A 22,682-nucleotide genomic window follows, 5' to 3' on the forward strand; every position below is an offset into this window, starting at 1 on the left:
GGAGCACCCATGGGCCTGCTCACCGGCATCCTCACCCTCCCGCTCGCGCCCCTGCGCACCACCCTCTGGGCCGCCGAGCAGCTGCAGGCCGCCGCCGAGGCGCAGTACTACGACCCCGCCCCCGTCCGGCAGGCCCTCGTCGACCTGGAACGCGCCCTGCTGGAGGGACGGATCGACGAGACCGAGTACGACCGCCGCGAGGACGAACTGCTGGACCGGCTCGACGAGATCAACGCCCGGAGACGAGGCCCCCGACCATGACCCACCCGGCAGCAGGCGGACTCGCCGGACCGTCCCGCTTTCCCTCCCCCTACGACCAGGGGCCCGGCGCCCAGACCGCCAACCTCGCCGACATCCTCGAACGGGTCCTCGACAAGGGCGTGGTCATCGCCGGTGACATCCGGATCAACCTGCTCGACATCGAACTGCTCACCATCAAGCTGCGCCTGCTCGTCGCCTCCGTCGACAAGGCGAAGGAGATGGGCATCGACTGGTGGGAACACGACCCCTCCCTCTCCTCCCGGGCCGCCCGCCCCGAGCGGTCCCTGGCCGACGAGAACGAACGACTGCGTGCCGAGATCGCCGCACTCAAGGCGGCCGAGAGGAGCCCGGAGCCATGACCGACCCGAACCTCGTGTACACCTACGCCGTCCTGCGCCGCACCCCCGAGGCCACCGCGGCGGTGACGCACCTGCGCGGAGTCGCCGGAGAACCGATCCACCTGATCGACCCGGAGGCCGGCACGCACCCCCTCGCCTTCGCCGTCGGGCACGTCCCGGCCGCCGACTACGACGAGACGCCCCTCAAGGCCCACCTCGACGACCTGGACTGGCTGGAGTCCACGGTCCGTTCCCACCACGCCGTGGTGGCCGCACTCGTCGGCTGCGGCGCCGCCGTACTGCCCCTGCGCCTGGCCACCGTCTACCACGACGAGGACAGCGCCCGGCAGGCCCTCGACATCAGACGCGACTACTTCCTGTCCCTGCTGCACCGCCTCACGGGCCATCTGGAACTCGGCGTCAAGATCTACGCCACGCCCGACATCACCCCGCCCGAAGCCGACACCGGCGCCGGACAGGAACAGCCCACCGGCCTCGGTGCCGGCCGCGCCTACCTGTCGATCCGCCGCCGCAGACAACGCAGGAACGAGGAGGCCTGGCGGACGGTCGCCCAGGCCGCCGCACACCTCACCGAGACGGCCGCCGCCCTCGCCGTCGACCGCGTGGCACACAGCCCGCAACGCGGCAGCCTCGCGGGCCCCGGCCCCGGCACCAACGTGGGCAACGACGCCTACCTCGTCCCCGCCGACCGCGTCGACGCCTTCCGCGCCGGCGTGCTCGCGGCCGCCGAGGGCGTCCCCGGCCTCCGCGTGGAGGTCACCGGCCCCTGGGCCCCCTACTCCTTCGCCCTCCAGCCGGAGCCGGAGCCCGCCGCGTGACCGTCGCCCCCTACGCCGACCGCCCGGTCGCCCTCATCGACCTCCTCGACCGGCTCCTCCAGGGCGGCGTCGTCCTCACCGGCGACCTCGTCCTGTCCATCGCGGACGTCGACCTGGTCCGCATCGACCTGCGTGCGGTCATCGCCCCCGTGGCCGCGTCGGCACTCTCCCAGATCAGTGAGGCTCCATGTCCCCGGCCACCCGCCGTCTGACCGCCGACCCGGACACGGTCGAGCGCGACCTGGTCAAACTCGTCCTGACGGTCGTCGAGCTCCTCCGCCAGCTCATGGAACGCCAGGCCCTCCACCGCGTCGACGTGGGCGACCTCACGGAGGAACAGGAGGAACGCGTCGGCCTGACCCTGATGCTCCTCGACGACCGCATGCGGGAACTCTGCGCGCGCTACGACCTGCGCGTGGAGGACCTCAACCTGGACCTGGGCCCGCTGGGCACCCTGCTGCCACCCCGGTGACGGCTTCGTGCTGTCAGGCGCTCACGGCCGCCGGCATCGGAGCCCGCGCCGCCTCGTACCGCTCCAGCACCACCCGCGCCACCTCCGGCGCCGGTCCCAGTACGTCGGCCAGGACGTCCGCCTCCGCCGCGCCCCGGGCGATGCGGTCCGGGAGGCGGCCGGGGGCGAGGACGTAGGGGGCGACGGCCACCCGGGAGCAGCCGAGGGCGCGGAGTTCGCGGACGGCGTCCTCGGTGCGGGGGAACCCCGCGGGAGAGCCGGCGGAGGCGAACGCAGGCCGCACGGCGCACCAGCCGGTGTGCCGCCACTCCCGCGCGATTTCTGCGATCACTGCGATCGCCTCCGGGTCGGTGGACCCCGCCGAGGCCAGGACGACCCCGGTCGAGGGCTTGTCGGCGGGCGACAGGCCCGCCTCGTACAGGCGCCGTTCCAGGGCCGCCAGCAGCAGCGGGGACGGGCCCAGGACCTCCGCCTGGTGGATGCGGAGCTGCGGGGGAGCGTCCGCGAGAACCGCCGGGATATCCGCTTTCGCGTGGAACGCCCGGGTCAACAGGAGGGGGAGGGCCACGACGTCACGGACGCCCTGGACCGCCAGGGACTCCAGTACCCCCTGCACCGAGGGGACGTTGAAGTCCAGGAAGCCTGTCTCCACGCGTACGTCGGGACGCTGGGCGCGTACCCGGCGTACCAGGGCGTGCACGGTCGCGGCGTGCCGCGGGTCGCGGCTGCCGTGGGCGATGACGAGGAGAACAGGCTTGTTGTTCATGGGACTTCAGTTCTTCACCAGCAGGCCGCGGTTGCGCAGCACCCACCGCTCCAGCGGGCTGAAGATGAGCAGGTCGATGGCGATACCGACGATCAGGATGAGCAGGATGGCCTCGAACACCATGGCCATGTCGCTGGCGTTGCGGCCGTTCTCCAGCAACTGGCCGAGGCCCACGCCCAGGTCGGGGAAGGAGGCGATGATCTCCGCGGCCATCAGGGAGCGCCAGGAGAACGCCCAGCCCTGCTTCAGACCGGCCACATAGCCGGGCAGCGCGGCCGGCAGGACGATGTGCCAGGTGCCCTTCAGGCCCGTGGCGCCGAGCGTGCGGCCCGCGCGCAGGAACAGCGGGGGCACCTGGTCGACGCCCGAGACGAGGCCGTTGGCGATCGAGGGGACCGCGCCGAGCAGGATCACCGCGTACATCATCGAGTTGTTCAGGCCCAGCCAGATCACCGCCGGCGGAACCCAGGCGACCGACGGCAGGGACTGCAGGCCCGACAGGATCGGGCCGAGGGCCGCGCGGACGAACTTCACCCGGGCCACCAGCAGACCCAGCGGCGTGCCGATCACCAGGGCGAAGCAGAAGCCCAGCAGACCGCGCGAGACGCTGGTCCAGATGTAGCCGAGCAACTCGCCCTCGAGCCACGCCGTGTGGACGACGTCCCACACGGCGGACGGCGCGGGCAGCTTGGTCGGGTCGTCGACGACCTTGAACGAGACGAGGGCCTGCCAGACCGCCAGCACCAGCGCGACGGCGAGGACGGGCGGCAGGATCTTCTGGACGAAGGTCTGCCGGAACGGAGTGCGGTGCGTCTGCCTCGACTCCAGCGCGTCGAGGCCCGCCTCCAGACCGGCGAGATCGCTGCCGTCCTTGGCGACGGTCGTCGAATCAGTGCTGGCCATGACGGCGGATCTCCCCACGCAGTTCTTCGGTGATCTCGACGGACAGCTCCGCCACCTGGGTGTCCTCGATGCGGCGCGGGTGCGGGATGTCCACCGTCCACTCACGGGCGATCCTGCCCGGACGGGAGGACAGCAGCACCACGCGCTGCGCGAGCCGGACCGCCTCGCGCACGTTGTGCGTGACGAACAGGACGGACAGCTGGGTCTCGCGCCAGATGCGGGTCAGCTCGTCGTGCAGCACGTCCCGTGTGATCGCGTCCAGTGCCGCGAACGGCTCGTCCATCAGCAGCAGCTTGCTCTCCTGGGCGAGCGCGCGCGCCAGCGCGACCCGCTGGCGCATACCGCCCGACAGCTCGTGCACCCGCTTGCCGTACGCGCCCTTCAGCCGGACCAGTTCGAGCAGTTCCTCGGCCCGCTCGCGGCGCTCGGCCTTCGCGATGCCCCGCAGCTTCAGGGCGAGTTCGATGTTCTTGCCCGCGGTCAGCCACGGGAACAGCGCGTGCTCCTGGAACATCAGCGCCGGGCGGCCGTCCGTGGTGATCTCGCCGGCGCTGGGCCGGTCCAGGCCCGCCACCAGGTTGAGCAGGGTGGACTTGCCGCAGCCCGAGGCCCCCAGGAGGGTGACGAACTCGCCGGGCGCGACATCGAGGGTGATGTCGTCCAGGACGAGCTGCTGCCCGGCGGGGCCCGCGAACGACTTCGAAACGTGTTCGATCCGGGCGGCGTGCGTGGCCGACTCAGTGCCGTCGGCGGCCTTGGCGAGGGTGGTGGCCATGGTCGTCACCTCCTGGGAACTCTTCGGGATGCGGGCTACTTGGCGCCGAGACCGGCGTCGTCGACCGTGGGCGCGCCCTCGGCCTTGAGGACCTTGTTCAGCGGCGCGAGGTCGTAGATGCCGTTCAGGTTCGGCTTCTGCAGCAGCCCCGCCTTCACGGCGTGCTCGGCCTCGGTGTTGAGGGTGGAGGCCAGCGGGTCGTCGGTGAACTGGATGGACTTCCACGCCGGGTCCAGCACATCGGCCGGCAGCGCCTTGCCGGAGTCGGCCTCCAGCTGCTTGTTCGCCGCCGCCTTCGCCGCGTCCGGGTTGGCGTTGATCCACTTGTTGGTGTCGACCGAGCCCTTCAGGACCGCCTCGACGACCTTCGGGTGCTCCTTGAGGAAGTCCTGCCGCACGATGATGTTCGTGATCACGAACTTCTTGTCGGGCCACAGCGACGCCTCGTCGAGCAGCACCTTGCCGCCCTCGGCGACCAGCTTCGACGCGGTCGGCTCCGGCACCCAGGCACCGTCGACGGACCCGGACTTGTAGGCGTCCGGGGTGACCTTGTTGTCGCTGCGGACGACGGTGACGTCACCCTTGCCGCTCTGCGGGTCGACCTTCCAGCCCTGCTCGGCGGCCCAGTTGAGGAACGCCACGTCCTGCGTGTTGCCGAGCTGCGGGGTGGCGATCCGCTTGCCCTTGACGTCCTTCAGGGACTTGATCTTGTCCGGGTTGACCACGAGCTTCACGCCGCCGGACGCCGAACCGCCGATGATGCGCAGGTTCTTGCCGGCGGACTTGGTGTAGCCGTTGATCGCCGGGGAGGGGCCGATCCAGCCGATGTCGATGGACTTGGAGTTCAGCGCCTCGATCTCGGACGGACCGGCGTTGAAGATCGCGGGCTCTACCTTGGTGGCGCCGAGGGCCTTCTGGAAGATGCCCTTCTGCACGCCCACCAGCGCGGTTCCGTGGGTGAGGTTGCCGAAGTAGCCGATCTTGACCCTGTCGAGACCGTCGATCTTCTTCGCTCCGGCGGCGACCTTGGCGCCCCCGTCGTCCTCGGCCTTGGAGCCGTAGCCGCAGGCGGCCAGAGTGAGCAGGGGAAGCGCGGCTATGACCGCGAGGGATCGGCGCAGAGCGGATGATGCAGGCACGGGAGGTGTTCCTCTCGGAGGCCCGGCGGTCACGGTCTCTCAGGTCGTGGCCGGGAGGTCGGCAGGTTTTCGTCTACGGCGGTGGGGGGTGAGGGCGCGCAGGCAGTGCGCGTACGTCAGCGCACACATCGCGCCACTCCGCCCTGCCCGCTGCCGAGAGCGCCGCTGCCGACGCGGCCGCCCTCCTTCGCGAACGTGGAGTAGAAGTCGGGGGAGTTCATGTCAGAAGTCCCACCCGTCGTCGTCGGTCTCGTCCTTCACCGGCTCGGGGGCGGCGAAGGACTCGCCGACCATGCCCGCGGTGAGGGTCTGGCCGTCGTTCGGGTCGATCAGGATGAAGGAGCCGGTGCGCCGCGAGTCGGAGTAGGAGTCGACCGGCAGCGGTTCGGCGGTGCGGATCTTCACCCGGCCGATGTCGTTCGCGACGAGCTGTCCCGGGTGCGGGTGCAGGGACAGGTCGTCGAGCGTGAGACGGGACGGAATGTCCTTGACGATCGCCTTGACCGTGCGGGTGCCGTGCTTGAGCAGCACCCGGTGGCCGACGGTCAGCGCGGCGTCCGCGACATGGCAGACGGTCGCCTCGATGTCCTGCGTGGTCGCGGGCGCGTCCTTGGTGGGCACGATCAGGTCGCCGCGGGAGATGTCGATGTCGTCCTCCAGCAGGAGGGTCACCGACTGCGTGGTCCACGCGACGTCGACCGGCTCGCCCAGCAGGTCGATGCCGGCGACCTTCGAGGTGCGGCCCGAGGGCAGCACGGTGACCTGCTCGCCGACGTGGAAGGAACCGGCCGCGATCTGACCGGCGTACCCCCGGTAGTCCGGGTGGTCGGAGTTCTGCGGCCGGATCACGTACTGCACGGGCAGCCGGGCGTGGCAGTGGCTCAGGTCGTGGCTGACCGGCACCGTCTCCAGGTGCTCCAGCACCGTCGGGCCGCCGTACCAGTCCATGTTCGCGGAAGGCTCCACCACGTTGTCGCCGACGAGCGCCGAGATCGGGATCGCGGTGACCTCGGGGACGCCCAGCTCGGTCGCGTACGCCGTGAACTCCTCGGCGATGGCGGCGAACACCTTCTCCTCGTACGCGACGAGGTCCATCTTGTTGACCGCGAGGACCACGTGCGGGACGCGCAGCAGGGCGGCGAGGGCGGCGTGCCGGCGGGTCTGCTCGACGACGCCGTTGCGCGCGTCGACCAGGATCACCGTCAGCTCGGCGGTGGAGGCACCGGTGACCATGTTCCGCGTGTACTGCACATGGCCGGGGGTGTCGGCGAGGATGAACCGCCGCAGGGGCGTGGCGAAGTAGCGGTACGCCACGTCGATGGTGATGCCCTGCTCCCGCTCGGCCCGCAGACCGTCCGTCAGCAGCGCGAGGTCCGGCGCCTCCTGGCCCCGGCTCGCCGAAGCGCGCTCCACGGCCTCCAGCTGGTCGGTGAGGACCGACTTGGAGTCGTGCAGCAGCCGGCCCACCAGGGTGGACTTGCCGTCGTCGACGGAGCCGGCGGTGGCGAACCGCAGCAGGGTGGTCTCCGAGAGTTCCTCGGTCGTGATGGTGCTCATCTCTAGAAGTACCCCTCGCGCTTGCGGTCTTCCATCGCGGCTTCGGACATCTTGTCGTCGGCGCGGGTGGCGCCGCGCTCGGTGAGCCGGGAGGCGGCGATCTCGACGATCACCTTCTCGATGGTGTCGGCCTCGGAGTCGACGGCTCCGGTGCAGGACATGTCACCGACCGTGCGGTAGCGCACCAGGCGCTTCTCCACGGACTCGTCGTCCTTGGGCCCGCCCCACTCGCCGGCGGTCAGCCACATGCCGCTGCGCTTGAACACCTCACGCTCGTGGGCGTAGTAGATCTGCGGCAGCTCGATGCCCTCGCGGGCGATGTACTGCCACACGTCCAGCTCGGTCCAGTTGGACAGCGGGAACACGCGCACGTGCTCGCCGGGGGCGTGCCGGCCGTTGTACAGGTTCCACAGCTCCGGGCGCTGCCGGCGCGGGTCCCACTGGGAGAACTCGTCCCGCAGGGAGAACACCCGCTCCTTGGCCCGGGCCTTCTCCTCGTCGCGGCGTCCGCCGCCGAAGACGGCGTCGAACTTCTCCGCCTGGATCTTCTCGGTCAGCGGCAGCGTCTGCAGCGGGTTGCGGGTGCCGTCCGGGCGCTCCTTGAGCACCCCCCGGTCGATGTAGTCCTGCACGGAGGCGACGTGCAGCCGCAGCCCGTGCTGCTCGACCGTACGGTCCCGGTAGTCGAGGACCTCGGGGAAGTTGTGCCCGGTGTCCACGTGCAGCAGGGAGAACGGCACCGCCGCCGGCCGGAAGGCCTTCAGTGCCAGGTGCAGCATGACGATGGAGTCCTTGCCGCCGGAGAAGAGGATCACCGGCCGCTCGAACTCGCCCGCCACCTCGCGGAAGATGTGCACCGCCTCGGACTCGAGAGCGTCGAGGTGGGACAGCGCGTAGGGGCTGTCGGTCTCCTCGGAAACGGTGGCGGCGGTCGTCATGCCAGTCCCCTTTCGCTGAGCAGGGCGTACACGGACACCGCGGACTCCTGCACGGTCTGGTTCTGCGACTCGATGCGCAGATCGGGCGACTCGGGCGCCTCGTACGGGTCGTCGACCCCGGTGAGTCCCGTGAGCTCGCCCGCCGCCTGCTTGGCGTACAGGCCCTTCACATCGCGCTCGCTGCAGACCTCGACCGGTGTCGCCACGTGGATCTCCACGTACGCCGTCCCGTTCGCCTGGTGCCGCTTGCGCACCGCCTCGCGGCTGTCCTGGTAGGGCGCGATGACCGGGACGAGGGCGAGCACGCCGTTGCGGGCGAGCAGTTCGGCGACGAAGCCGATCCGCTGCACATTGGTGTGCCGGTCCTCGCGGCTGAAGCCGAGGCCCGCCGAGAGGAACTCGCGGATCTCGTCGCCGTCGAGCACCTCGACGCGGTGGCCCTCGGCGCGCAGCCGGCCGGCCAGCTCGTGGGCGATGGTGGTCTTGCCGGCACTCGGCAGACCCGTGAGCCAGACGGTGGCTCCGGTCGTCACGTCGGTCTCCTGAATCGTCGTCGTCATCCGTGCAGCCCGCACTCGGTCTTGCTGCGGCCCGCCCAGCGGCCGGCACGTGCGTCCTCGCCCTCCAGCACCCGGCGGGTGCAGGGGGCGCAGCCGACGGAGGGGTAGCCGTCCATCAGCAGCGGGTTCGTCAGGACGCCGTGTTCGGTGACGTAGGCGTCCACGTCGTCCTGGGTCCAGCGGGCGATCGGGGAGATCTTCACCTTCTGCCGCTTCTCGTCCCAGCCGACCACCGGGGTGTTCGCCCGGGTCGGGGACTCGTCGCGGCGCAGACCGGTCGCCCAGGCCCGGTAGTCCTTCAGGCCCTCCTCCAGCGGCTGCACCTTGCGCATCGCGCAGCACAGGTCGGGGTTGCGGTCGTGCAGCTTCGGGCCGTACTCGGCGTCCTGCTCGGCGACCGTCAGGCGCGGCGTGAGCGTGATGACGTTGACGTCCATCACGGCGTCGACCGCGTCGCGGGTGCCGATGGTCTCCTCGAAGTGGTAGCCGGTGTCGAGGAAGACGACGTCTACGCCGGGCATCGCCCGGGAGGCCAGGTGGGCCACCACCGCGTCCTCCATCGAGGAGGTCACGCAGAAGCGCTTGCCGAACGTCTCGGCCGCCCACTGGAGGATCTCCAGCGCGGAGGCGTCCTCCAGGTCGCGGCCCGCCTGCTCGGCGAGCGCCTTCAGCTCGTCGGTGCTGCGCTCTTCCTGAGCGGTCGTCATATCTCTGCCCCTCCGGAGTCGGATCGCTTCAGTCCCTGGGACAGCAGCCCGAGGAACTTCAGCTGAAAGGCTCGGCTGCACGCCGCGCATTCCCACGCACCGTGGGCCTCGGCGCTCGGACGCAGGTCCTCGTCACCGCAGTACGGGCAGTAGAAGGGGGCGGCGCGCTCGCTCACGACAGGGCCTCCTCGCTGGCCCGGGCCGCCCAGGCGGCGAACCGCTCGCCGTCCTCGCGCTCCGCCTCGAACCGCTTCAGGACGCGCTCGATGTAGTCGGGCAGCTCCTCGGAGGTGACCTTCAGACCGCGCACCTTGCGGCCGAAGCCCGCCTCCAGCCCCAGCGCGCCGCCGAGGTGCACCTGGTAGCCCTCGACCTGCTCGCCCTGGCTGTTGACGACCAGCTGGCCCTTGAGACCGATGTCCGCCACCTGGATACGGGCGCAGGCGTTCGGGCAGCCGTTGAGGTTGATGGTGAGCGGCTCGTCGAAGTCCGGCAGACGGCGCTCCAGTTCGTCGATCAGCTGCGAGCCGCGCTGCTTGGTCTCGACGATGGCGAGCTTGCAGAACTCGATGCCGGTGCAGGCCATGGTGCCGCGCCGGAACGAGGACGGCCGGGCGGTCAGGTCGAGCGCCTCCAGGCCCTCGACCAGCGACTCGACCTGGTCCTCCGCGACGTCGAGGACGATCATCTTCTGCTCGACGGTGGTGCGCACCCGGCCCGAGCCGTGGGCCTCGGCGAGGTCGGCGATCTTCGTGATGGTCGCGCCGTCGACGCGTCCCACGCGCGGGGCGAAGCCGACGTAGAAGCGGCCGTCCTGCTGCCGGTGCACGCCGATGTGGTCGCGCCAGCGCTCCACGGGCTCGGCGGGCGCCGGCCCGTCGACGAGCTCGCGCTTGAGGTACTCGTCCTGCAGCACCTGGCGGAACTTCTCCGCGCCCCAGTCGGCGACCAGGAACTTCAGCCGGGCACGCGTGCGCAGCCGCCGGTAGCCGTAGTCGCGGAAGATGCCGATGACGCCCGCCCACACGTCCGGGACCTCGTCCAGCGGCACCCAGGCGCCGAGCCGGACACCGATCTTCGGGTTGGTGGACAGGCCGCCGCCGACCCACAGGTCGAAGCCGGGGCCGTGCTCGGGGTGGTCGACGCCGACGAACGCCACGTCGTTGATCTCGTGGGCCACGTCGAGCAGCGGCGAGCCGGAGATCGCCGTCTTGAACTTGCGGGGCAGGTTGGAGAATTCCTTGCTGCCGATGAACCGGCGGTGGATCTCGTCGATGGCGGAACTGCCGTCGATGATCTCGTCCTGCGCGATACCGGCGACCGGCGAGCCGATGACCACACGCGGCGTGTCACCGCAGGCCTCGGTCGTGGACAGGCCGACCGCCTCCAGCCGGTCCCAGATCTCGGGCACGTCCTCGATCCGGATCCAGTGGTACTGCACGTTCTGCCGGTCCGTGATGTCGGCGGTCCCGCGCGCGAACTCCTGCGAGATCTCGCCGATCACCCGCAGCTGACGGGTGGTGAGCCGGCCGCCGTCGATGCGGACGCGCAGCATGAAGTACTCGTCGTCCAGCTCCTCCGGCTCCAGGATCGCGGTCTTGCCGCCGTCGATCCCGGGGCGGCGCTGGGTGTACAGACCCCACCAGCGCATCCGGCCGCGCAGATCGTTCGGGTCGATCGAGTCGAAGCCCCGCTTGGAGTAGATCGTCTCAATGCGTGTCCGCACATTGAGACCGTCGTCGTCCTTCTTGAACTGCTCGTTGCCGTTGAGCGGGGTGAAGTGCCCCGCGGCCCACTGACCCTCACCGCGGTGACGGCTCACCTTGCGGCGGGGAGTCGCGGCGGCAGGCTTCTGCGGGGTGGCGGCCATGGTTGATACGTCCTTCGGGACAGGCGGGAAAGCGGCTCTGACCTGCGCGCGCGGGCGCATGGGCATACGTGCGCGTCATTGCGCGGGGAAAGGAGTCGAGAAGGGGATGTCGGGCGCTGCGTGAGTGCTCTCAGATGCTCTCAGCGCGCCGGACAGATGGCGCTGGACATGCGGCCGAGGTCGACGTGCCGCCGACTCACCAAGGCAATTCCAGTTCCAGACATGACGGAAGCGTGTCACGGCGATCTGGACACAGTCCAGCTTCGTCCAAGATGCGGACACTCGTGTCTCGGAATCCAAGACGTGCGTGTCCTTGGTCACATTGGGTCGCCCCGGGGTGTCCGACCAGGTCAGATGGGGAACGCCCCAGGCCACGGTCCCGGAGCGGCGACGTCCGCCTCCTCCTCGACCTTGGTGTCGAACAGCTGGAACCCACGGCGCTGGTAGTTGTCCATCGCGTGCTCGCCGTCCTTGCTGCATGTGTGCAGCCAGACTCGCTTCGTCGGCGTCAGTCCCGCCCAGCGGTCGGCGAGGTCCCAGGCCCGGGCCGTGCCGTACGACAGCAGGTGCCCGCCGATGCGCCGGCCCCGGAAGCCGGGCAGCAGTCCGAAGTAGACGATCTCCACGACCGCGTCGTCCTGCGCCTCCAGCTCCACGTACCCGGCGGGCGTGCCCCGGTCGTAGGCCACCCACGTCTCCACGCCGGGCCGCTCCAGGTGCTCCTGCCAGCGGGCGTACGACCAGCTCAGCCGGTCGGTCCAGCGGATGTCGCCGCCCACCGACGCGTACAGGAACCGGCTGAACTCGGGCGAGGGCACCTCGGAGCGGACGACCCGGACGTCCCCCTCCGGCGCGACGGCCGGCAGCAGGTCGGTCGGGGCGGTCTGCTCCAGGGACCAGGTGGTCACGGCGATGGTCGGCATGAGGGTCAGGAAATCATCAGGTGTCACGACCTGTCGAACGCCCGGCGTCGGGGCCATGGCCGGCACCCCGCCGGACGCGCCCTAGTCGAGGGCCCGGTCGACCGAGGCCAGGGGCAGTGCGAACAGCATGCGGCCGGACTGGGACCAGACCTCGCCGGTCTCCTCCCAGTAGGACAGGGAACCCGACCGGCCGCTCCAGCAGTGGCGGGTCTCGTCCGTCCCGCACTCCGTCGCCCGGGCGCTGTCCGTGTCCTGGCGCCACAGCGTCCCGTGCCCGCCCGGTGAGCCCGCCGCCCGGTCGAGGTACCAGCCCGAGCGGTACGCCAGCACGCCCCGCACGTCGGTCGTCTTCGTCTCGTACGCCTCGACCGGGTCCGCGTGCCCGGAGGAGTCGGTGGTGAGCAGCCCGGGCCGCGCGGGGTCCCGGCTCAGCGGGTAGCGCCACAGCCGGGTGTGCCGGTCGCCGTCCGCGGGCACCCACTCGCTCGCGACCAGACTGTCGGGGGAGGTGCTGCGGTCCAGGGAGACGGTGGCCGGGCGCGGCACATCGTCACCGCCGGGCAGGGTGTACGAGCCGACGGCGGGCAGCACGTACCGGTTGCCGTGCGCCGCCCAGCCGCCGCGCACCCGGCCGACCGCGTCGGACTCGACGGTGGCGCGCTGGATGCGGTCCATGTCGTACACGTACAGCGCGTCCCGGTCGCCCTCGCGGGTCGTCACCAGCAGCTTGTCCTGGTACCAGACCATGCCGGACAGCGGCGAGACCAGCCCCCGGTAATCGTGCCCGCCGTCCACCGGGACGGCCAGCAGGGCCCAGGTGTAGCGGAGCCGGTCCGGGTCGTTCGCGTCGACGAAGGCGACCTTGGCCAGGCCCTGCCCGGGCGCCGGGCCGTCCATGGAGCCGCCCTCGGCGCCGTTGGTCCAGCCGGAGAGGATCACGCGGTTCCCGCCCCAGCGGCCGTCGTCGTCCGCGTCCCCCGAGGTGGTGACCGCGCCCGGCCGCCAGCCCCGGGTGTCGGCGCCGCCGAAGCAGTACGCGCGCGTGGCCGTGGGTTCGACCGGCAGGGCGTGCTTCTCGGCGGTCGAGCAGTCGGCCGCGTCCCGCAGCGGACGGTCGGCGCTCTCCAGTACCGTGCCGACGCCGACGGGCCGGCCCATCGCGGAGGAGAGCCGGTCGAGCCACCGCCCGGGCACCCGGTGCTCGGTCAGCGGCAGCCGCCCGGCCTCGGCCGACGCGCTGAGCGGCTTCAGCGTCCCCGGAGCGTCGGTGGACGTGGCCTGCGAAGCGCTGATCAGGGTGGCGGCGGCGGTGAGCGCGAGGGCCGTCCCGGCCAGCGTCGCCCGTACCGCCCTGCCCCGCCTGCGTCGCCGGTGTCTGCCGCGATGCTTCATAACGTCCTCCCGAGGCGGGCCAACTGCGCCTGATGATCCGCACGTTGACGGAGGAGCAGGTGGGGTGACCCGTAGAGGGATGCTACGGCAGGTGAGCGGGGTGGCGGACGAAGACCCCGCAAATATGCGAAAGATGTACCCCTGGGGGCCAGTCGGACGACACGTCCGGTGAACCTCAGGGGGCCGGTGCGGAGGTGCGGAGCCCGCGCACCGCCGGTGCCGTCGAGTACGGCAGCAGATCACGCGGGTCGTCCGGGAGCAGCATCTCGACCTCGGCGTCCTCGGCGAACCGGTACGGCCGGTGTTCCAGTAACGCCCCCAGATACCGCCGTACCCGCGACATCTCGGCGCGCACCGTCACCGTGCGGGCCGGGTCGCCGAACACGTCCCCGGCCAGGCCCGAGGCGCTGCGCCCGGTGCGGTGGACGGCGAGGAGGTACAGCAACTCGGCATGCCGGGGACTCAGTTCGCGGGCCCAGGACCCGGCACCCCCGGAGACCTCCAGGGACCAGCTGCGCGCCTGTCTGAGGTCCAGCACGATCCTGGTCGCCCCGCGCGGCACCGGCTCGTCGGCGGCGGCCCGCACCAGCCAGCCGCCGGCCAGCGGCTCCACCGAGCACCGCCCGAGCGCCGGCAGCCACCGCAGGCCCGCCGACAGCGACTTCGGCAGGGCGACCCGCCGCGTGTACGGCATCCCGCTCACCGCGGCGGTCCAGCCGTCCGGGTCGACCACCAGGGCACGCCCGCCGAGCCGGGCCAGCACCGGCGCCGCCACCGCGCGCAGCCGCTCCAGCGACTCCACGTGCATCTCCCGCAGCCGTGCCTCGGCGAGCTTGGCCACCGAGTCGACCCAGGCGAGCGTGGCCGGGTGCATCGTCTCCAGCGGCCCGCTCACGTCCACCACGCCCAGCAGCCGGCCGTCCCGCGGATCCGTCAGGGGAGCGCCGGCACAGGTCCAGCCGGCCTGGGAGCGCACGAAGTGCTCGGAGGCGAATACCTGCACGGGCCGGCGCACCACCGCCGGGGTGCCCAGACCGTTCGTGCCGACGACGTCCTCGCGCCAGTCCGCGCCGAGTTCGAACCCGAGCCCGTCGGCCTTGCGCAGCACCGGCGCGCTGCCCTCGCGCCACAGCACCCGGCCCTCCTCGTCGGCGACCACCATGATGTGGTGCGCGATGTCCGCGACCGCCAGCAGCCCCTCCCGCAGCACCGGCAGCACATGGCGCAGCGCCGATGTCTCGCGCCGCCGCCGCACCTCCTCGAGGGGCAGCAGCCCCGCCCGGAAGTCGTGGTCGGGGTCGACGCCGCCGCGCAGCATCCGCTCCCAGGACTGCTCGATCACCGGCCGCGGCGCCACGGGAGCCGGCTGCCCGGCGAGCCGGGCGGAACGGACCTCGTCGAGGACCCGGGCCGCCCGCGTGGCGTTCACGGCGGCGAGCTGCGTGACGTCCATCGGCGTGTCCCCCCGGAGCCGTTTCTGACTGTCCGTCTCATAGTGCCGTCTGCCCCTGACGGACGCGCGCAGTCCGCACTCAGTCGGCATCAAGTTGCAACCCCACGCAACCCTGGTGGACGGGCCGGACGTGGCTGAAAATTGAGCAGCGCCGTCCCGAGCGGCGTTCGATGGCTCGAACGGGCCAGTGCGGCGGGGGTGGTGCCGTGTCGGCGCAGCACCACCCCCGCTTTCGCGCAAGCGGGTCACCACACCAGGTCAGAACGCCAGGTCAGGACACCGGACGGGCCCGCTCCACCACCGCCGCCAGGTCCAGCGTGTGCGGCAGTGTCCCGAAGGCCGCGCCCCCGTCGCCGCCCAGCCGGGCGGCGCAAAACGCGTCGGCCACCTGCGGCGGCGCGAACCGGACCAGCAGCGACCCCTGGAGCACCAGCGCGAGCCGCTCCGCCAGCCGTCGCGCCCGCCCCTCCACGCCCTCCAGATCGGCCAGTTCGGTCAGCAGGTTCTTGATGGCGCCGTCGAGGCGGTGATCGGCGCCGCGCGCCTGCCCGACCTCCCGCAGATACGCGTCCAGCGCGCCCGGCTCCCGTTGCAACGCCCGCAGCACGTCGAGGGCCTGGACATTGCCCGCGCCCTCCCAGACCGAGTTGAGCGGCGACTCCCGCACCAGCCGGGGCATTCCGGACTCCTCGACGTACCCGTTGCCGCCCAGGCACTCCGCCGCCTCCACCGTCACCGGCGGGCACCGCTTGGTCACCCAGTACTTGGCGGCCGGCACCGCGATCCGCAGCAGCGCCCGCTCCTGCTCGCCGCCGTCGTCGTAGGCGGCCGCGAGCCGCAGCGCCAGGGTCGTCGCCGCCTCCGACTCGAGGGCGAGGTCGGCGAGGACGTTGCGCATCAGCGGCTTGTCGACGAGCTTCCCGCCGAACGCCTCGCGATGGGTGCAGTGGTGCACCGCCTGCGCCACGGCCTGCCGCATCAGCCCCGCCGAGCCCAGCACACAGTCGAGCCGGGTCGCCGCGACCATCTCGATGATGGTGCGCACCCCGCGCCCCTCCTCGCCGACCCGGCGGGCCCAGGTCCCGTCGAACTCGACCTCCGCCGAGGCGTTCGACCGGTTGCCGAGCTTGTCCTTGAGCCGCTGGACCAGGAACACGTTGCGCGTCCCGTCCCGCAGCACCCGCGGCACCAGGAAGCAGGTCAGCCCGCCCGGAGCCTGCGCCAGCACCAGGAAACCGTCCGACATCGGCGCCGAGCAGAACCACTTGTGCCCGGTCAGTTCGTACGTGCCGTCCTCGGAGAGCGGCCGCGCGGACGTCGTGTTCGCCCGGACGTCGCTGCCGCCCTGCTTCTCCGTCATGCCCATCCCGAACAGCGCGCCGGCCTTCAGGTGCGCGGGCCGCAGCTCACGGTCGTAGACCATGGACGTCAGCCGCGGCTCCCACTCGGCGGCCAGCTCCGGGTCCGTGCGCAGGGCGGGCACCGCCGCGTGCGTCATCGACAGGGGGCAGCCGTTGCCGGCCTCGACCTGCGTCCACACGAGGAAGGCGGCCGCCCGCCGGAGGTGCCCGCCCGGCCGCACCCAAGCCGCCGTCAGACCGGCCGAGACGCCCTTGCCGAGCAGCCGGTGCCAGGACGGATGGAACTCGACCTCGTCGATCCGCTCGCCGTACCGGTCGTGCGTGCGCAGCCGCGGCGGATTCTCGTTGGCCTGCGCTCCCCACTCCTGCACCTGGGCCGAGCCGGAGGCCCGCCCGAGCGCCGACAGCTCGCCGAGCACCTCGTCGAGCAGATCCGGATCCAGGTGCCGTTCGACCCCGGCCGTGAGGGCCCGGTCGGCCGTGAAGACGTCGTACCCGACCAGCGGCGGGACCTGGTTGCTCACGGAGTGGGTGCTGCCAGCCATGTTGCGAACCTACCGGGTGAGTGCGGTCGGGCGCGACGGATACCGTTAGGGGGTGCAGCCAGCGAGTGAAACCCCCGACACACCCTCCGGGCGCCTCCACCGGGCGCGTGCCCTCTACCGGAACGTCTCCAAGCGCAGGACCGCCTGGCTGCTGGTCAAGGACACCGTCAACTCCTGCGTCGAGTACCGCATCCTGGGCCTGGCCGCCGAGGCCGCGTTCTTCACGCTGCTGTCGGTGCCGCCGCTGCTGCTCAGCATGATCGGACTGCTCGGCTACGTCGACGCCTGGACCGGCGCCGACACCATCGAGAGCCTCGAGACCAACATCCTCGAGGCCGCCCGCACGGTGCTGTCCGACCGGGGCGTGCGGCAGATCGCCGAGCCGATCCTGCACGACGTGATGAAGGGCGGCCGGCCCGACATCATCTCCATCGGCTTCCTGTTCGCCCTGTGGTCCGGCTCCCGTGCCGTGAACGTCTTCATAGACACCATCACCGTCATGTACGGCCTCGACGGCGTCCGGGGCATCGTCAAGACCCGCCTGATGGCCTTCGCGCTGTTCATCGTGGCCCTGCTGATCGGCTCCGTCGCGCTGCCGCTGATGGTGGCCGGGCCGGACGCGGTGGTGCGGATCGTGCCGTGGTCGACGACGGTCGTGCAGGTCCTGTACTGGCCCGTGGTGATCCTGCTGTCGATCGCCTTCCTCACGACCCTGTACCACGTGTCCGTCCCCGTCCGCTCCCCGTGGATCGAGGACGTGCCCGGCGCGCTCGTCGCCCTCGGCATGTGGGTGCTCGGCAGCTTCCTGCTGCGGATCTACCTGACCAGCACGGTCGAGGGCCCCACGATCTACGGCTCCCTGGCCGCGCCCGTCGCCGTGCTGCTGTGGATCGGTGTGTCCGCGTTCGCGGTGCTGGTGGGGGCCGCGGTCAACGCCGCCATCGACCGGGTCTGGCCGGCCGCCGCCACGGCCGCGGCCCGCGAGGCCAACGAGCGGCTGCGGCAGGCGCAGGTCGCCGAGTACGTGGCCCGCGCCGCCGCCGCGGGGGAGGCCGACCCCGACATGCCCTCCGAGTTCCCGGAACGCTGGTCCCGCTTCCTTCCCCCGGAGGACGTCACGTCCCGCCTGCGCACGCATGTGAAGAGCACGCATGTGAAGAGCACCCACGTGAAGAGCACCCACACGAAGAACAGCGAGGCCAACGGGGAGGCGCCGCCACCCCCCGAGCAGTGAGGGACCGGTCCTCGTCCCGCCTTCCGGTCCTCGTCACGGCTTCCAGGTTCCGGCCGCCGCCTCCTCCCGGACGAAGTCAGCGAAGGCACGCGGTGCCCGGCCCAGGACCTCCCGTACGCCGTCCTCGAGGTGCGCGTTGCGGCCGTCGAGGAGGGTGTCGAAGATGGCGGTCATGGCCGTGACCTCCTCCGGTGGCAGACCGAAGCCGACCATCGCCTCGCCGTAGTCCCGGGTCGGGACGGCCCGGTACGTCAGCGGCCGCCCCGTCGCCTCGGCGATCTCCGCGACCGCCTCCCCGAAGGTCAGCAGCCGCGCCCCGGACAGGGTGAGCGTCCGGCCCACGTACCGGTCGCCGGCCGTCAGCGCGGTCACCACCACGTCCGCGATGTCCCGCACGTCGAGGAACGGCTCCCGCACCTCGTCGGCCGGGAACACCAGCTCACCGCGCTCCCGCAGCTCCGCCACCAGCGGGCCCTCGCTGAAGTTCTGCGCGAACCACGCGGCCCGTACGACCGTCCAGTCCGCCCCCGAGGCGTGCAGCGCCTCCTCGGTCGGCAGGGCCTGGTCCTCGCCTCGCGCGGACAGCAGCACCAGCCGCCGCACCCCGAGCCCCACCGCCTCGCGCGCCAGCGCCCCGACCGCTTCGGCGGCGCCCGGTGCGCCCACGTCCGAGGGGTGGGCGAGGTAGGCCGCGTCGGCGCCGCGCAGGGTCGCCGCCCAGGTCGAGCGGTCCCACCAGTCGAAGCCGCTCGCCCGGGACGCGGCCCGTACCGTGAGCCCCGCGGCCTCCGCGGCCCGCGCCACCCGGCTCCCCGTACGGCCCGAGGCGCCCGTCACCACAACCGTCATGCTCCGCGTGTTCCGTGTCGTGTTGGTCATGTCGTCGAGTCAACTGCCGTACGCGGCACCGAACCATCGCTGAACGGCTCATTCCCATACGCCCGCGTCTACGCTGACCCCATGGACGCACTCGCAGGGTTGCTGGACGGCCCCCGCGCGCGGGGCGCGTTCATGATCAGGGCGTGTTTCGACCCGCCGTGGGCGGTCCGGGTGGAGGACCGGGCCCCGCTCACCGTGATGCTCGCCGTGCGCGGCGAGGCCTGGGTCCTGCCCGACCGGGGCGAGCGGGCCCTGCTGCGGGCCGGGGACCTCGCCATCGCGCGCGGCCCGGACCCGTACACCTGCGCCGACGACCCCGGTACGGCCCCGCAGGCGCTGATCCTGCCCGACCAGGAGTGCCGCTACCCCGACGGACGGCCCCTCAACGGCTCCATGGACCTGGGCGTCCGCACCTGGGGCGACCGGCTCGACGGGGAAACGGTGCTGCTGATCGGCACGTACCCGATGCGGGGCGAGATCAGCGGACGGCTGCTGGACGCGCTGCCGCCGCTGCTCACCCTCCCGGCCGACGTGTGGGCCTGCCCGCTCACGCCGTACGTCGCCGAGGAGATCGTCCGGGACGAGCCGGGCCAGGAGGTCGTCCTGGACCGGCTGCTCGACCTGCTGGTCATCGCCGCGCTGCGGGCCTGGTTCGCCCGCCCGGAGGCGGAGGCCCCCGCCTGGTACCGGGCCCTCGCCGACCCCGTCGTCGGAGGCGTGCTGCGCCTGCTCCAGGACGACCCCGCCCACCCGTGGACCGTCTCCTCCCTCGCCGCCAAGGCGGGGGTGTCCCGCGCCGCGCTCGCCCGGCGCTTCACCGGCCTGGTGGGCGAGCCCCCGATGACGTACCTCACCGGCTGGCGCCTCGCCCTCGCCGCCGACCGTCTGCGCGACTCCGACGACACGCTCGACGCGGTGGGCCCGCCGTGTCGGCTACGGCAGCGCGTTCGCCCTGTCGACCGCGTTCAAGCGGGTGTACGGGGTGAGCCCGGTGGAGTACCGGGCACGGGCGGCGTGACCGGGCACCGGCGGCGTAGCCTGGCACACGTGTACGTGGAGTGGGCGTCGCGGCTGGCGGGAGCGGTCGTGTGGACCAACACCCCGGACCGGGACGGGGTGGGGCGGGTGCTGCCCGACGGGTGCATGGACCTGCTGTGGCACGAAGGGCGGCTGCTGGTCGCCGGGCCCGACACCCACGCGTACCTCACCGGCGGCGAGGCCGGTGCGTGGGCCGGGGTCCGCTTCTACCCGGGGACGGCGCCCGCGCTCCTGGGCGTACCGGCGCACGAGCTGCGGGACCGCCGCGTCGAGCTGGCGGATCTGTGGCCGGCCTCGGAGGTACGCCGCCTGGCCGACCGCGTGAACGCGGCCCCCGACCCGGCGAGCGGCCTGGAGGAGGTGGCGCTGCGGCAGGCGGCCGGTACCGAACCCCCCGACCCCGTGCTGCGGCAGGTCGTCACGGCCCTCGACGCGGGCCGCCCGGTCGCCGCCACCGCCGACGAACTCGGCCTGGGCGCACGCCAGTTGCACCGCCGGTCCCTGGCCGCTTTCGGCTACGGCCCCAAGACCCTGGCCCGCATCCTGCGGCTGCGCCGCGCCCTCGCACTGGCCCGGCACGGTGTGCCCTTCGCGGACACGGCCGCCCGGGCCGGATACGCCGACCAGGCCCATCTCGCCCGCGACGTCAGGGAGTTGGCGGGGCTTCCGCTGGGGGAGCTACTCAGCTCCTAGGGCCGCGAACAGGTCCACCCCGTTGCCGTCCGGGTCGTGCACGACGGCGTACCGCTGCCCCCAGAAGGCGTCCCAGGGCTTGAGCTCGCCGTGGTACCCGGAGCCCACCAGTTCCTCGTACAACGCGTCCACTTCCGCCGGCCCGTCGCACCGCAGGGCCAGCGAGGCCCGGCCCCCGCCGGCGGGCGGTTCCCACTCGGGGAGGAAGGAGCGGACCGTCTCCTCGGTGTCGAAGAGCAGCCGGAGCCCGCCGGGCAGTTCCGCCTCGGCGTGCGGCAGGCTCTCGGCGCCCTCGGGGAAGGCGAACCCGAGCCGGCGGTAGAAGGCGACGGAGGCGGCCATGTCGGAGACGACCAGGCCGATGGCATCGAATCGTGCGCTCATGGGGCCACCGTAGGCAGGCCCGGGGCGGCCGGTCTTGAAGGAAACGGACACCGGGCCCGCACCCCCATCCGTGTCCGATCCGTTCAAGACCATCCCCGGCCGGCCCCGTAACGTCGCCGCCATGACGACCACGACACAGCCATCCCGGCACCTCGGCATCCCGATCGACCGCTCCGCCCAGGAGGTCTACGACTACGTCTCCGACCCCGTCAACGTCCCCGGCTGGGCTCCCGGGCTGGCCCGCTCCATCGAGCGGGTGGACGGCCAGTGGGTGGGGGAGTCGCCCATGGGGCGGATCGTGGTCGTGTTCACGCCCAGGAACGAGTTCGGCGTGCTCGACCACGACGTCACCCTGCCCTCGGGCCGGACCGTGCACAATCCGATGCGGGTGATCGCCGACGGCCCCGGCTGCGAGGTGGTGTTCACGCTGCGCCGGCGGCCCGGGATGAGCGACGAGGAGTTCCGCCGCGACGCCGAGGCGGTGTCCGCCGACCTCACCGCCCTCAAGCGGCTGATGGAACGCTCCTAGCCCGTCCCCTCCGGCTCGTAGTGGATGGTGCCGTCCTCGTCCATCGCCGGGTGCATCCTCATGGGGCCGTACTCGTCGATGTCCGACGGCCGCGGGCCTTCCGGTCCGTCGGGCCCCATGCGCAGAAAGCGTTCGACGCGGCAGATCCGGAAGAGGCGGTCGTCGAAGAGGAACTCGTCGGCGCGGTCGAGTGCCTTGTACTCCTCGGCGGCGCGCGCGTACCTCGCCTTCTTGGTCTCGTCGTACCGGTAGAGCATGGCCCAGATCTCGGACATGCCGTTGTAGAGCAGACGCCGGGCGTCGTGGGGCGTGGCCATGAGTGTGCCGCAGGGCTGCCAGCCGTGGCGGCCGCGCTCGACCACGCCGAATCCGGTGGGCAGCAGCACGGGGTCCGGGTGCGTGGCCACCGCACGCTCGGAGTCCTCGCGGACGTAGGAGGGGAAGCGGGCGCCCGTGTACGCGAAGTCGCTCAGGCCCAGCCGCAGGGCGCCCGCCGCCAGGCCGTCCGGGCGGGCCGGGTCGAGGACGAAGCCGATGTCCGGGGACGCGGTGTCCTTCGCCCGCATGTCCCACGACCGCCGCACCGGTTCCAGATCGGTGGGGCGCGGCGGCTCAAGACCGTCGTCGTCGCAGCGCGCGAACTCGTCGCCGCGCACGACCCGGTAGCGCACGCCGCACGCCGCCACCTCGTTCACCGGCTCGCGCTCCATCACCGCCACGGCCGCCAGCAGTTCACGCCGGACGGCCGGGTCGTCGGTGCCGTCCTTGGCCGTGAACCACAGGTGTGAGTGCAGCCCGTCCCGGGCCATCTGCGGCATGCCGTCCGTCACCGGCTTCAGCAGCCGCCATTCCGGCCCCACCGCGGGATCCTGCGCTGCGACCCCGAAGACCGGCCCGCGCAGCGACAGAGCGGGATAGCGCCGCGAGGCGTCCATCGCGTCGGCCTCCCGCACCCAGGCGGCGGGGTCGTCGCGGCGGACCAACTCCTCCTGGAGAGCGTCGATCTGTTGCTGCCAGTCATCATCCATGCACGCATTGTCCCGGCCGCGAGGAGGGCGCACGAGGCCGGGCGACGCAACAAAGGCTGTTGTTGGGAACCGGGCGCGAATGCCGGGCACCGCCTTCC

General features: G+C 72.1%; 26 protein-coding genes and 1 pseudogene. 9 read left to right on the plus strand and 18 right to left on the minus strand.

Annotated features, from left to right (window positions below; all coding sequences use genetic code 11):
* The first annotated feature begins 9 nt into the window (after nucleotides 1-9).
* Genes OHU35_RS33255 through OHU35_RS33275 form a run of 5 tightly spaced genes read left to right on the plus strand, consistent with a single transcriptional unit; the run spans nucleotide 10 to nucleotide 1,910 of the window.
* Nucleotides 10-261, plus strand: coding sequence for a gas vesicle protein GvpG (locus OHU35_RS33255; RefSeq protein WP_189721526.1), 252 nt, complete (start codon nucleotides 10-12; stop codon nucleotides 259-261).
* Entirely contained in the window at nucleotides 258-620 is a 363-nt protein-coding gene (locus OHU35_RS33260; protein WP_189721525.1) for a gas vesicle protein, read from the plus strand. The genes OHU35_RS33255 and OHU35_RS33260 overlap by 4 nt, the downstream gene beginning before the upstream one ends.
* Nucleotides 617-1,438, plus strand: a complete 822-nt coding sequence (locus OHU35_RS33265; protein WP_405507945.1) for a GvpL/GvpF family gas vesicle protein — start codon at nucleotides 617-619, stop codon at nucleotides 1,436-1,438. Before OHU35_RS33260 ends, OHU35_RS33265 begins: the two co-directional genes overlap by 4 nt.
* Nucleotides 1,435-1,650, plus strand: coding sequence for a gas vesicle protein (locus OHU35_RS33270; protein WP_184589124.1), 216 nt, complete (start codon nucleotides 1,435-1,437; stop codon nucleotides 1,648-1,650). Before OHU35_RS33265 ends, OHU35_RS33270 begins: the two co-directional genes overlap by 4 nt.
* Nucleotides 1,626-1,910, plus strand: a complete 285-nt coding sequence (locus OHU35_RS33275; protein WP_189721523.1) for a gas vesicle protein K — start codon at nucleotides 1,626-1,628, stop codon at nucleotides 1,908-1,910. Before OHU35_RS33270 ends, OHU35_RS33275 begins: the two co-directional genes overlap by 25 nt.
* 13 nt (nucleotides 1,911-1,923) lie before the next feature.
* Here OHU35_RS33275 and OHU35_RS33280 read toward each other — a convergent pair whose 3' ends face one another.
* From OHU35_RS33280 to OHU35_RS33350, 15 genes are all read right to left on the minus strand, one after another.
* Nucleotides 1,924-2,676 (minus strand): sirohydrochlorin chelatase, encoded by a 753-nt coding sequence (locus tag OHU35_RS33280; protein WP_405507948.1) that lies wholly within the window; start codon nucleotides 2,674-2,676, stop codon nucleotides 1,924-1,926.
* A 6-nt stretch (nucleotides 2,677-2,682) separates the two neighbouring features.
* Nucleotides 2,683-3,579, minus strand: coding sequence for an ABC transporter permease (locus OHU35_RS33285; RefSeq protein ID WP_189721521.1), 897 nt, complete (start codon nucleotides 3,577-3,579; stop codon nucleotides 2,683-2,685).
* Nucleotides 3,566-4,354 (minus strand): ABC transporter ATP-binding protein, encoded by a 789-nt coding sequence (locus tag OHU35_RS33290; RefSeq protein WP_189721520.1) that lies wholly within the window; start codon nucleotides 4,352-4,354, stop codon nucleotides 3,566-3,568. Before OHU35_RS33290 ends, OHU35_RS33285 begins: the two co-directional genes overlap by 14 nt.
* Nucleotides 4,355-4,389: 35 nt before the next feature.
* Nucleotides 4,390-5,493 carry an ABC transporter substrate-binding protein gene (locus OHU35_RS33295; protein WP_405507951.1) on the minus strand — a complete coding sequence of 368 codons (1,104 nt, stop codon included), beginning with the start codon at nucleotides 5,491-5,493 and terminating at the stop codon, nucleotides 4,390-4,392.
* A gap of 222 nt (nucleotides 5,494-5,715) precedes the next feature.
* Entirely contained in the window at nucleotides 5,716-7,050 is a 1,335-nt protein-coding gene (locus OHU35_RS33300; protein ID WP_189721518.1) for a sulfate adenylyltransferase subunit 1, read from the minus strand.
* Nucleotides 7,051-7,052: 2 nt separating this feature from the next.
* A complete protein-coding gene (cysD, locus tag OHU35_RS33305; protein WP_189721517.1) occupies nucleotides 7,053-7,988 on the minus strand; it encodes a sulfate adenylyltransferase subunit CysD in 936 nt (311 codons plus the stop codon).
* A complete protein-coding gene (cysC, locus tag OHU35_RS33310; protein WP_189721908.1) occupies nucleotides 7,985-8,521 on the minus strand; it encodes an adenylyl-sulfate kinase in 537 nt (178 codons plus the stop codon). The genes cysD and cysC overlap by 4 nt, the downstream gene beginning before the upstream one ends.
* 23 nt (nucleotides 8,522-8,544) lie before the next feature.
* Nucleotides 8,545-9,255: a phosphoadenylyl-sulfate reductase gene (locus OHU35_RS33315; protein ID WP_189721516.1), complete on the minus strand. Its 711-nt coding sequence runs from the start codon at nucleotides 9,253-9,255 to the stop codon at nucleotides 8,545-8,547.
* On the minus strand, nucleotides 9,252-9,431 hold the full coding sequence (locus tag OHU35_RS33320) for a hypothetical protein (protein WP_189721515.1): 180 nt from the start codon (nucleotides 9,429-9,431) through the stop codon (nucleotides 9,252-9,254). Before OHU35_RS33320 ends, OHU35_RS33315 begins: the two co-directional genes overlap by 4 nt.
* On the minus strand, nucleotides 9,428-11,125 hold the full coding sequence (locus OHU35_RS33325) for a nitrite/sulfite reductase (protein WP_359888368.1): 1,698 nt from the start codon (nucleotides 11,123-11,125) through the stop codon (nucleotides 9,428-9,430). The genes OHU35_RS33320 and OHU35_RS33325 overlap by 4 nt, the downstream gene beginning before the upstream one ends.
* 140 nt (nucleotides 11,126-11,265) lie before the next feature.
* Entirely contained in the window at nucleotides 11,266-11,349 is an 84-nt protein-coding gene (locus tag OHU35_RS33330) for a putative leader peptide (protein ID WP_310591794.1), read from the minus strand.
* A gap of 126 nt (nucleotides 11,350-11,475) precedes the next feature.
* The gene (locus OHU35_RS33335) at nucleotides 11,476-12,048 is read right to left on the minus strand and encodes a GNAT family N-acetyltransferase (RefSeq protein ID WP_359888365.1); all 573 of its coding nucleotides are present in this window, start codon (nucleotides 12,046-12,048) and stop codon (nucleotides 11,476-11,478) included.
* Nucleotides 12,049-12,129: 81 nt separating this feature from the next.
* Nucleotides 12,130-13,440 (minus strand): hypothetical protein, encoded by a 1,311-nt coding sequence (locus tag OHU35_RS33340; RefSeq protein ID WP_405507954.1) that lies wholly within the window; start codon nucleotides 13,438-13,440, stop codon nucleotides 12,130-12,132.
* 175 nt (nucleotides 13,441-13,615) lie between these two features.
* On the minus strand, nucleotides 13,616-14,893 hold the full coding sequence (locus OHU35_RS33345; protein WP_359888360.1) for a GAF domain-containing protein: 1,278 nt from the start codon (nucleotides 14,891-14,893) through the stop codon (nucleotides 13,616-13,618).
* A 271-nt stretch (nucleotides 14,894-15,164) separates the two neighbouring features.
* Nucleotides 15,165-16,799, minus strand: a complete 1,635-nt coding sequence (locus OHU35_RS33350) for an acyl-CoA dehydrogenase family protein (RefSeq protein WP_189721509.1) — start codon at nucleotides 16,797-16,799, stop codon at nucleotides 15,165-15,167.
* Nucleotides 16,800-16,851: 52 nt separating this feature from the next.
* Here OHU35_RS33350 and OHU35_RS33355 point away from each other — a divergent pair, with 52 nt between their 5' ends.
* The gene (locus OHU35_RS33355; RefSeq protein WP_189721508.1) at nucleotides 16,852-18,033 is read left to right on the plus strand and encodes a YihY/virulence factor BrkB family protein; all 1,182 of its coding nucleotides are present in this window, start codon (nucleotides 16,852-16,854) and stop codon (nucleotides 18,031-18,033) included.
* 33 nt (nucleotides 18,034-18,066) lie between these two features.
* Here OHU35_RS33355 and OHU35_RS33360 read toward each other — a convergent pair whose 3' ends face one another.
* Entirely contained in the window at nucleotides 18,067-18,912 is an 846-nt protein-coding gene (locus OHU35_RS33360) for an NmrA family transcriptional regulator (RefSeq protein ID WP_405507956.1), read from the minus strand.
* Nucleotides 18,913-18,993: 81 nt separating this feature from the next.
* Between OHU35_RS33360 and OHU35_RS33365 the strand changes: the two are divergent.
* Both OHU35_RS33365 and OHU35_RS33370 read left to right on the plus strand, forming a co-directional pair.
* Nucleotides 18,994-19,930, plus strand: a pseudogene (locus OHU35_RS33365) (AraC family transcriptional regulator).
* A 29-nt stretch (nucleotides 19,931-19,959) separates the two neighbouring features.
* A complete protein-coding gene (locus tag OHU35_RS33370; protein WP_359888353.1) occupies nucleotides 19,960-20,643 on the plus strand; it encodes a helix-turn-helix domain-containing protein in 684 nt (227 codons plus the stop codon).
* Here OHU35_RS33370 and OHU35_RS33375 read toward each other — a convergent pair.
* Nucleotides 20,629-21,027 carry a VOC family protein gene (locus OHU35_RS33375; RefSeq protein ID WP_189721504.1) on the minus strand — a complete coding sequence of 133 codons (399 nt, stop codon included), beginning with the start codon at nucleotides 21,025-21,027 and terminating at the stop codon, nucleotides 20,629-20,631. The genes OHU35_RS33370 and OHU35_RS33375 overlap by 15 nt on opposite strands.
* A gap of 121 nt (nucleotides 21,028-21,148) precedes the next feature.
* Here OHU35_RS33375 and OHU35_RS33380 point away from each other — a divergent pair, with 121 nt between their 5' ends.
* Nucleotides 21,149-21,556 carry an SRPBCC family protein gene (locus OHU35_RS33380; protein WP_405507959.1) on the plus strand — a complete coding sequence of 136 codons (408 nt, stop codon included), beginning with the start codon at nucleotides 21,149-21,151 and terminating at the stop codon, nucleotides 21,554-21,556.
* Here the strand turns inward: OHU35_RS33380 and OHU35_RS33385 are convergent.
* Complete coding sequence (locus tag OHU35_RS33385; protein WP_405507960.1) at nucleotides 21,553-22,584, minus strand: DUF5954 family protein; 1,032 nt, start codon at nucleotides 22,582-22,584, stop codon at nucleotides 21,553-21,555. The genes OHU35_RS33380 and OHU35_RS33385 overlap by 4 nt on opposite strands.
* Nucleotides 22,585-22,682: the final 98 nt, after the last annotated feature.

Source organism: Streptomyces purpurascens (genome assembly GCF_045040895.1).
GTDB lineage: Bacteria > Actinomycetota > Actinomycetes > Streptomycetales > Streptomycetaceae > Streptomyces > Streptomyces purpurascens.

Excerpts from the sequence above, each read along its gene's own strand:
- OHU35_RS33280 (WP_405507948.1), bottom strand. The coding sequence starts at position 2,676 with ATGAACAACAAGCCTGTTCTCCTCGTCATCGCCCACGGCAGCCGCGAC.
- OHU35_RS33360 (WP_405507956.1), bottom strand. The coding sequence starts at position 18,912 with ATGACCAACACGACACGGAACACGCGGAGCATGACGGTTGTGGTGACG.
- OHU35_RS33285 (WP_189721521.1), bottom strand. The coding sequence starts at position 3,579 with ATGGCCAGCACTGATTCGACGACCGTCGCCAAGGACGGCAGCGATCTC.
- OHU35_RS33255 (WP_189721526.1), top strand. The coding sequence starts at position 10 with ATGGGCCTGCTCACCGGCATCCTCACCCTCCCGCTCGCGCCCCTGCGC.
- OHU35_RS33340 (WP_405507954.1), bottom strand. The coding sequence starts at position 13,440 with ATGAAGCATCGCGGCAGACACCGGCGACGCAGGCGGGGCAGGGCGGTA.
- cysD (WP_189721517.1), bottom strand. The coding sequence starts at position 7,988 with ATGACGACCGCCGCCACCGTTTCCGAGGAGACCGACAGCCCCTACGCG.
- OHU35_RS33265 (WP_405507945.1), top strand. The coding sequence starts at position 617 with ATGACCGACCCGAACCTCGTGTACACCTACGCCGTCCTGCGCCGCACC.
- OHU35_RS33335 (WP_359888365.1), bottom strand. The coding sequence starts at position 12,048 with ATGCCGACCATCGCCGTGACCACCTGGTCCCTGGAGCAGACCGCCCCG.
- OHU35_RS33380 (WP_405507959.1), top strand. The coding sequence starts at position 21,149 with ATGACGACCACGACACAGCCATCCCGGCACCTCGGCATCCCGATCGAC.
- OHU35_RS33275 (WP_189721523.1), top strand. The coding sequence starts at position 1,626 with ATGTCCCCGGCCACCCGCCGTCTGACCGCCGACCCGGACACGGTCGAG.
- OHU35_RS33385 (WP_405507960.1), bottom strand. The coding sequence starts at position 22,584 with ATGGATGATGACTGGCAGCAACAGATCGACGCTCTCCAGGAGGAGTTG.
- OHU35_RS33375 (WP_189721504.1), bottom strand. The coding sequence starts at position 21,027 with ATGAGCGCACGATTCGATGCCATCGGCCTGGTCGTCTCCGACATGGCC.
- OHU35_RS33260 (WP_189721525.1), top strand. The coding sequence starts at position 258 with ATGACCCACCCGGCAGCAGGCGGACTCGCCGGACCGTCCCGCTTTCCC.
- OHU35_RS33325 (WP_359888368.1), bottom strand. The coding sequence starts at position 11,125 with ATGGCCGCCACCCCGCAGAAGCCTGCCGCCGCGACTCCCCGCCGCAAG.
- OHU35_RS33350 (WP_189721509.1), bottom strand. The coding sequence starts at position 16,799 with ATGGCTGGCAGCACCCACTCCGTGAGCAACCAGGTCCCGCCGCTGGTC.
- OHU35_RS33330 (WP_310591794.1), bottom strand. The coding sequence starts at position 11,349 with ATGTCTGGAACTGGAATTGCCTTGGTGAGTCGGCGGCACGTCGACCTC.
- OHU35_RS33290 (WP_189721520.1), bottom strand. The coding sequence starts at position 4,354 with ATGGCCACCACCCTCGCCAAGGCCGCCGACGGCACTGAGTCGGCCACG.
- OHU35_RS33300 (WP_189721518.1), bottom strand. The coding sequence starts at position 7,050 with ATGAGCACCATCACGACCGAGGAACTCTCGGAGACCACCCTGCTGCGG.
- OHU35_RS33315 (WP_189721516.1), bottom strand. The coding sequence starts at position 9,255 with ATGACGACCGCTCAGGAAGAGCGCAGCACCGACGAGCTGAAGGCGCTC.
- OHU35_RS33345 (WP_359888360.1), bottom strand. The coding sequence starts at position 14,893 with ATGGACGTCACGCAGCTCGCCGCCGTGAACGCCACGCGGGCGGCCCGG.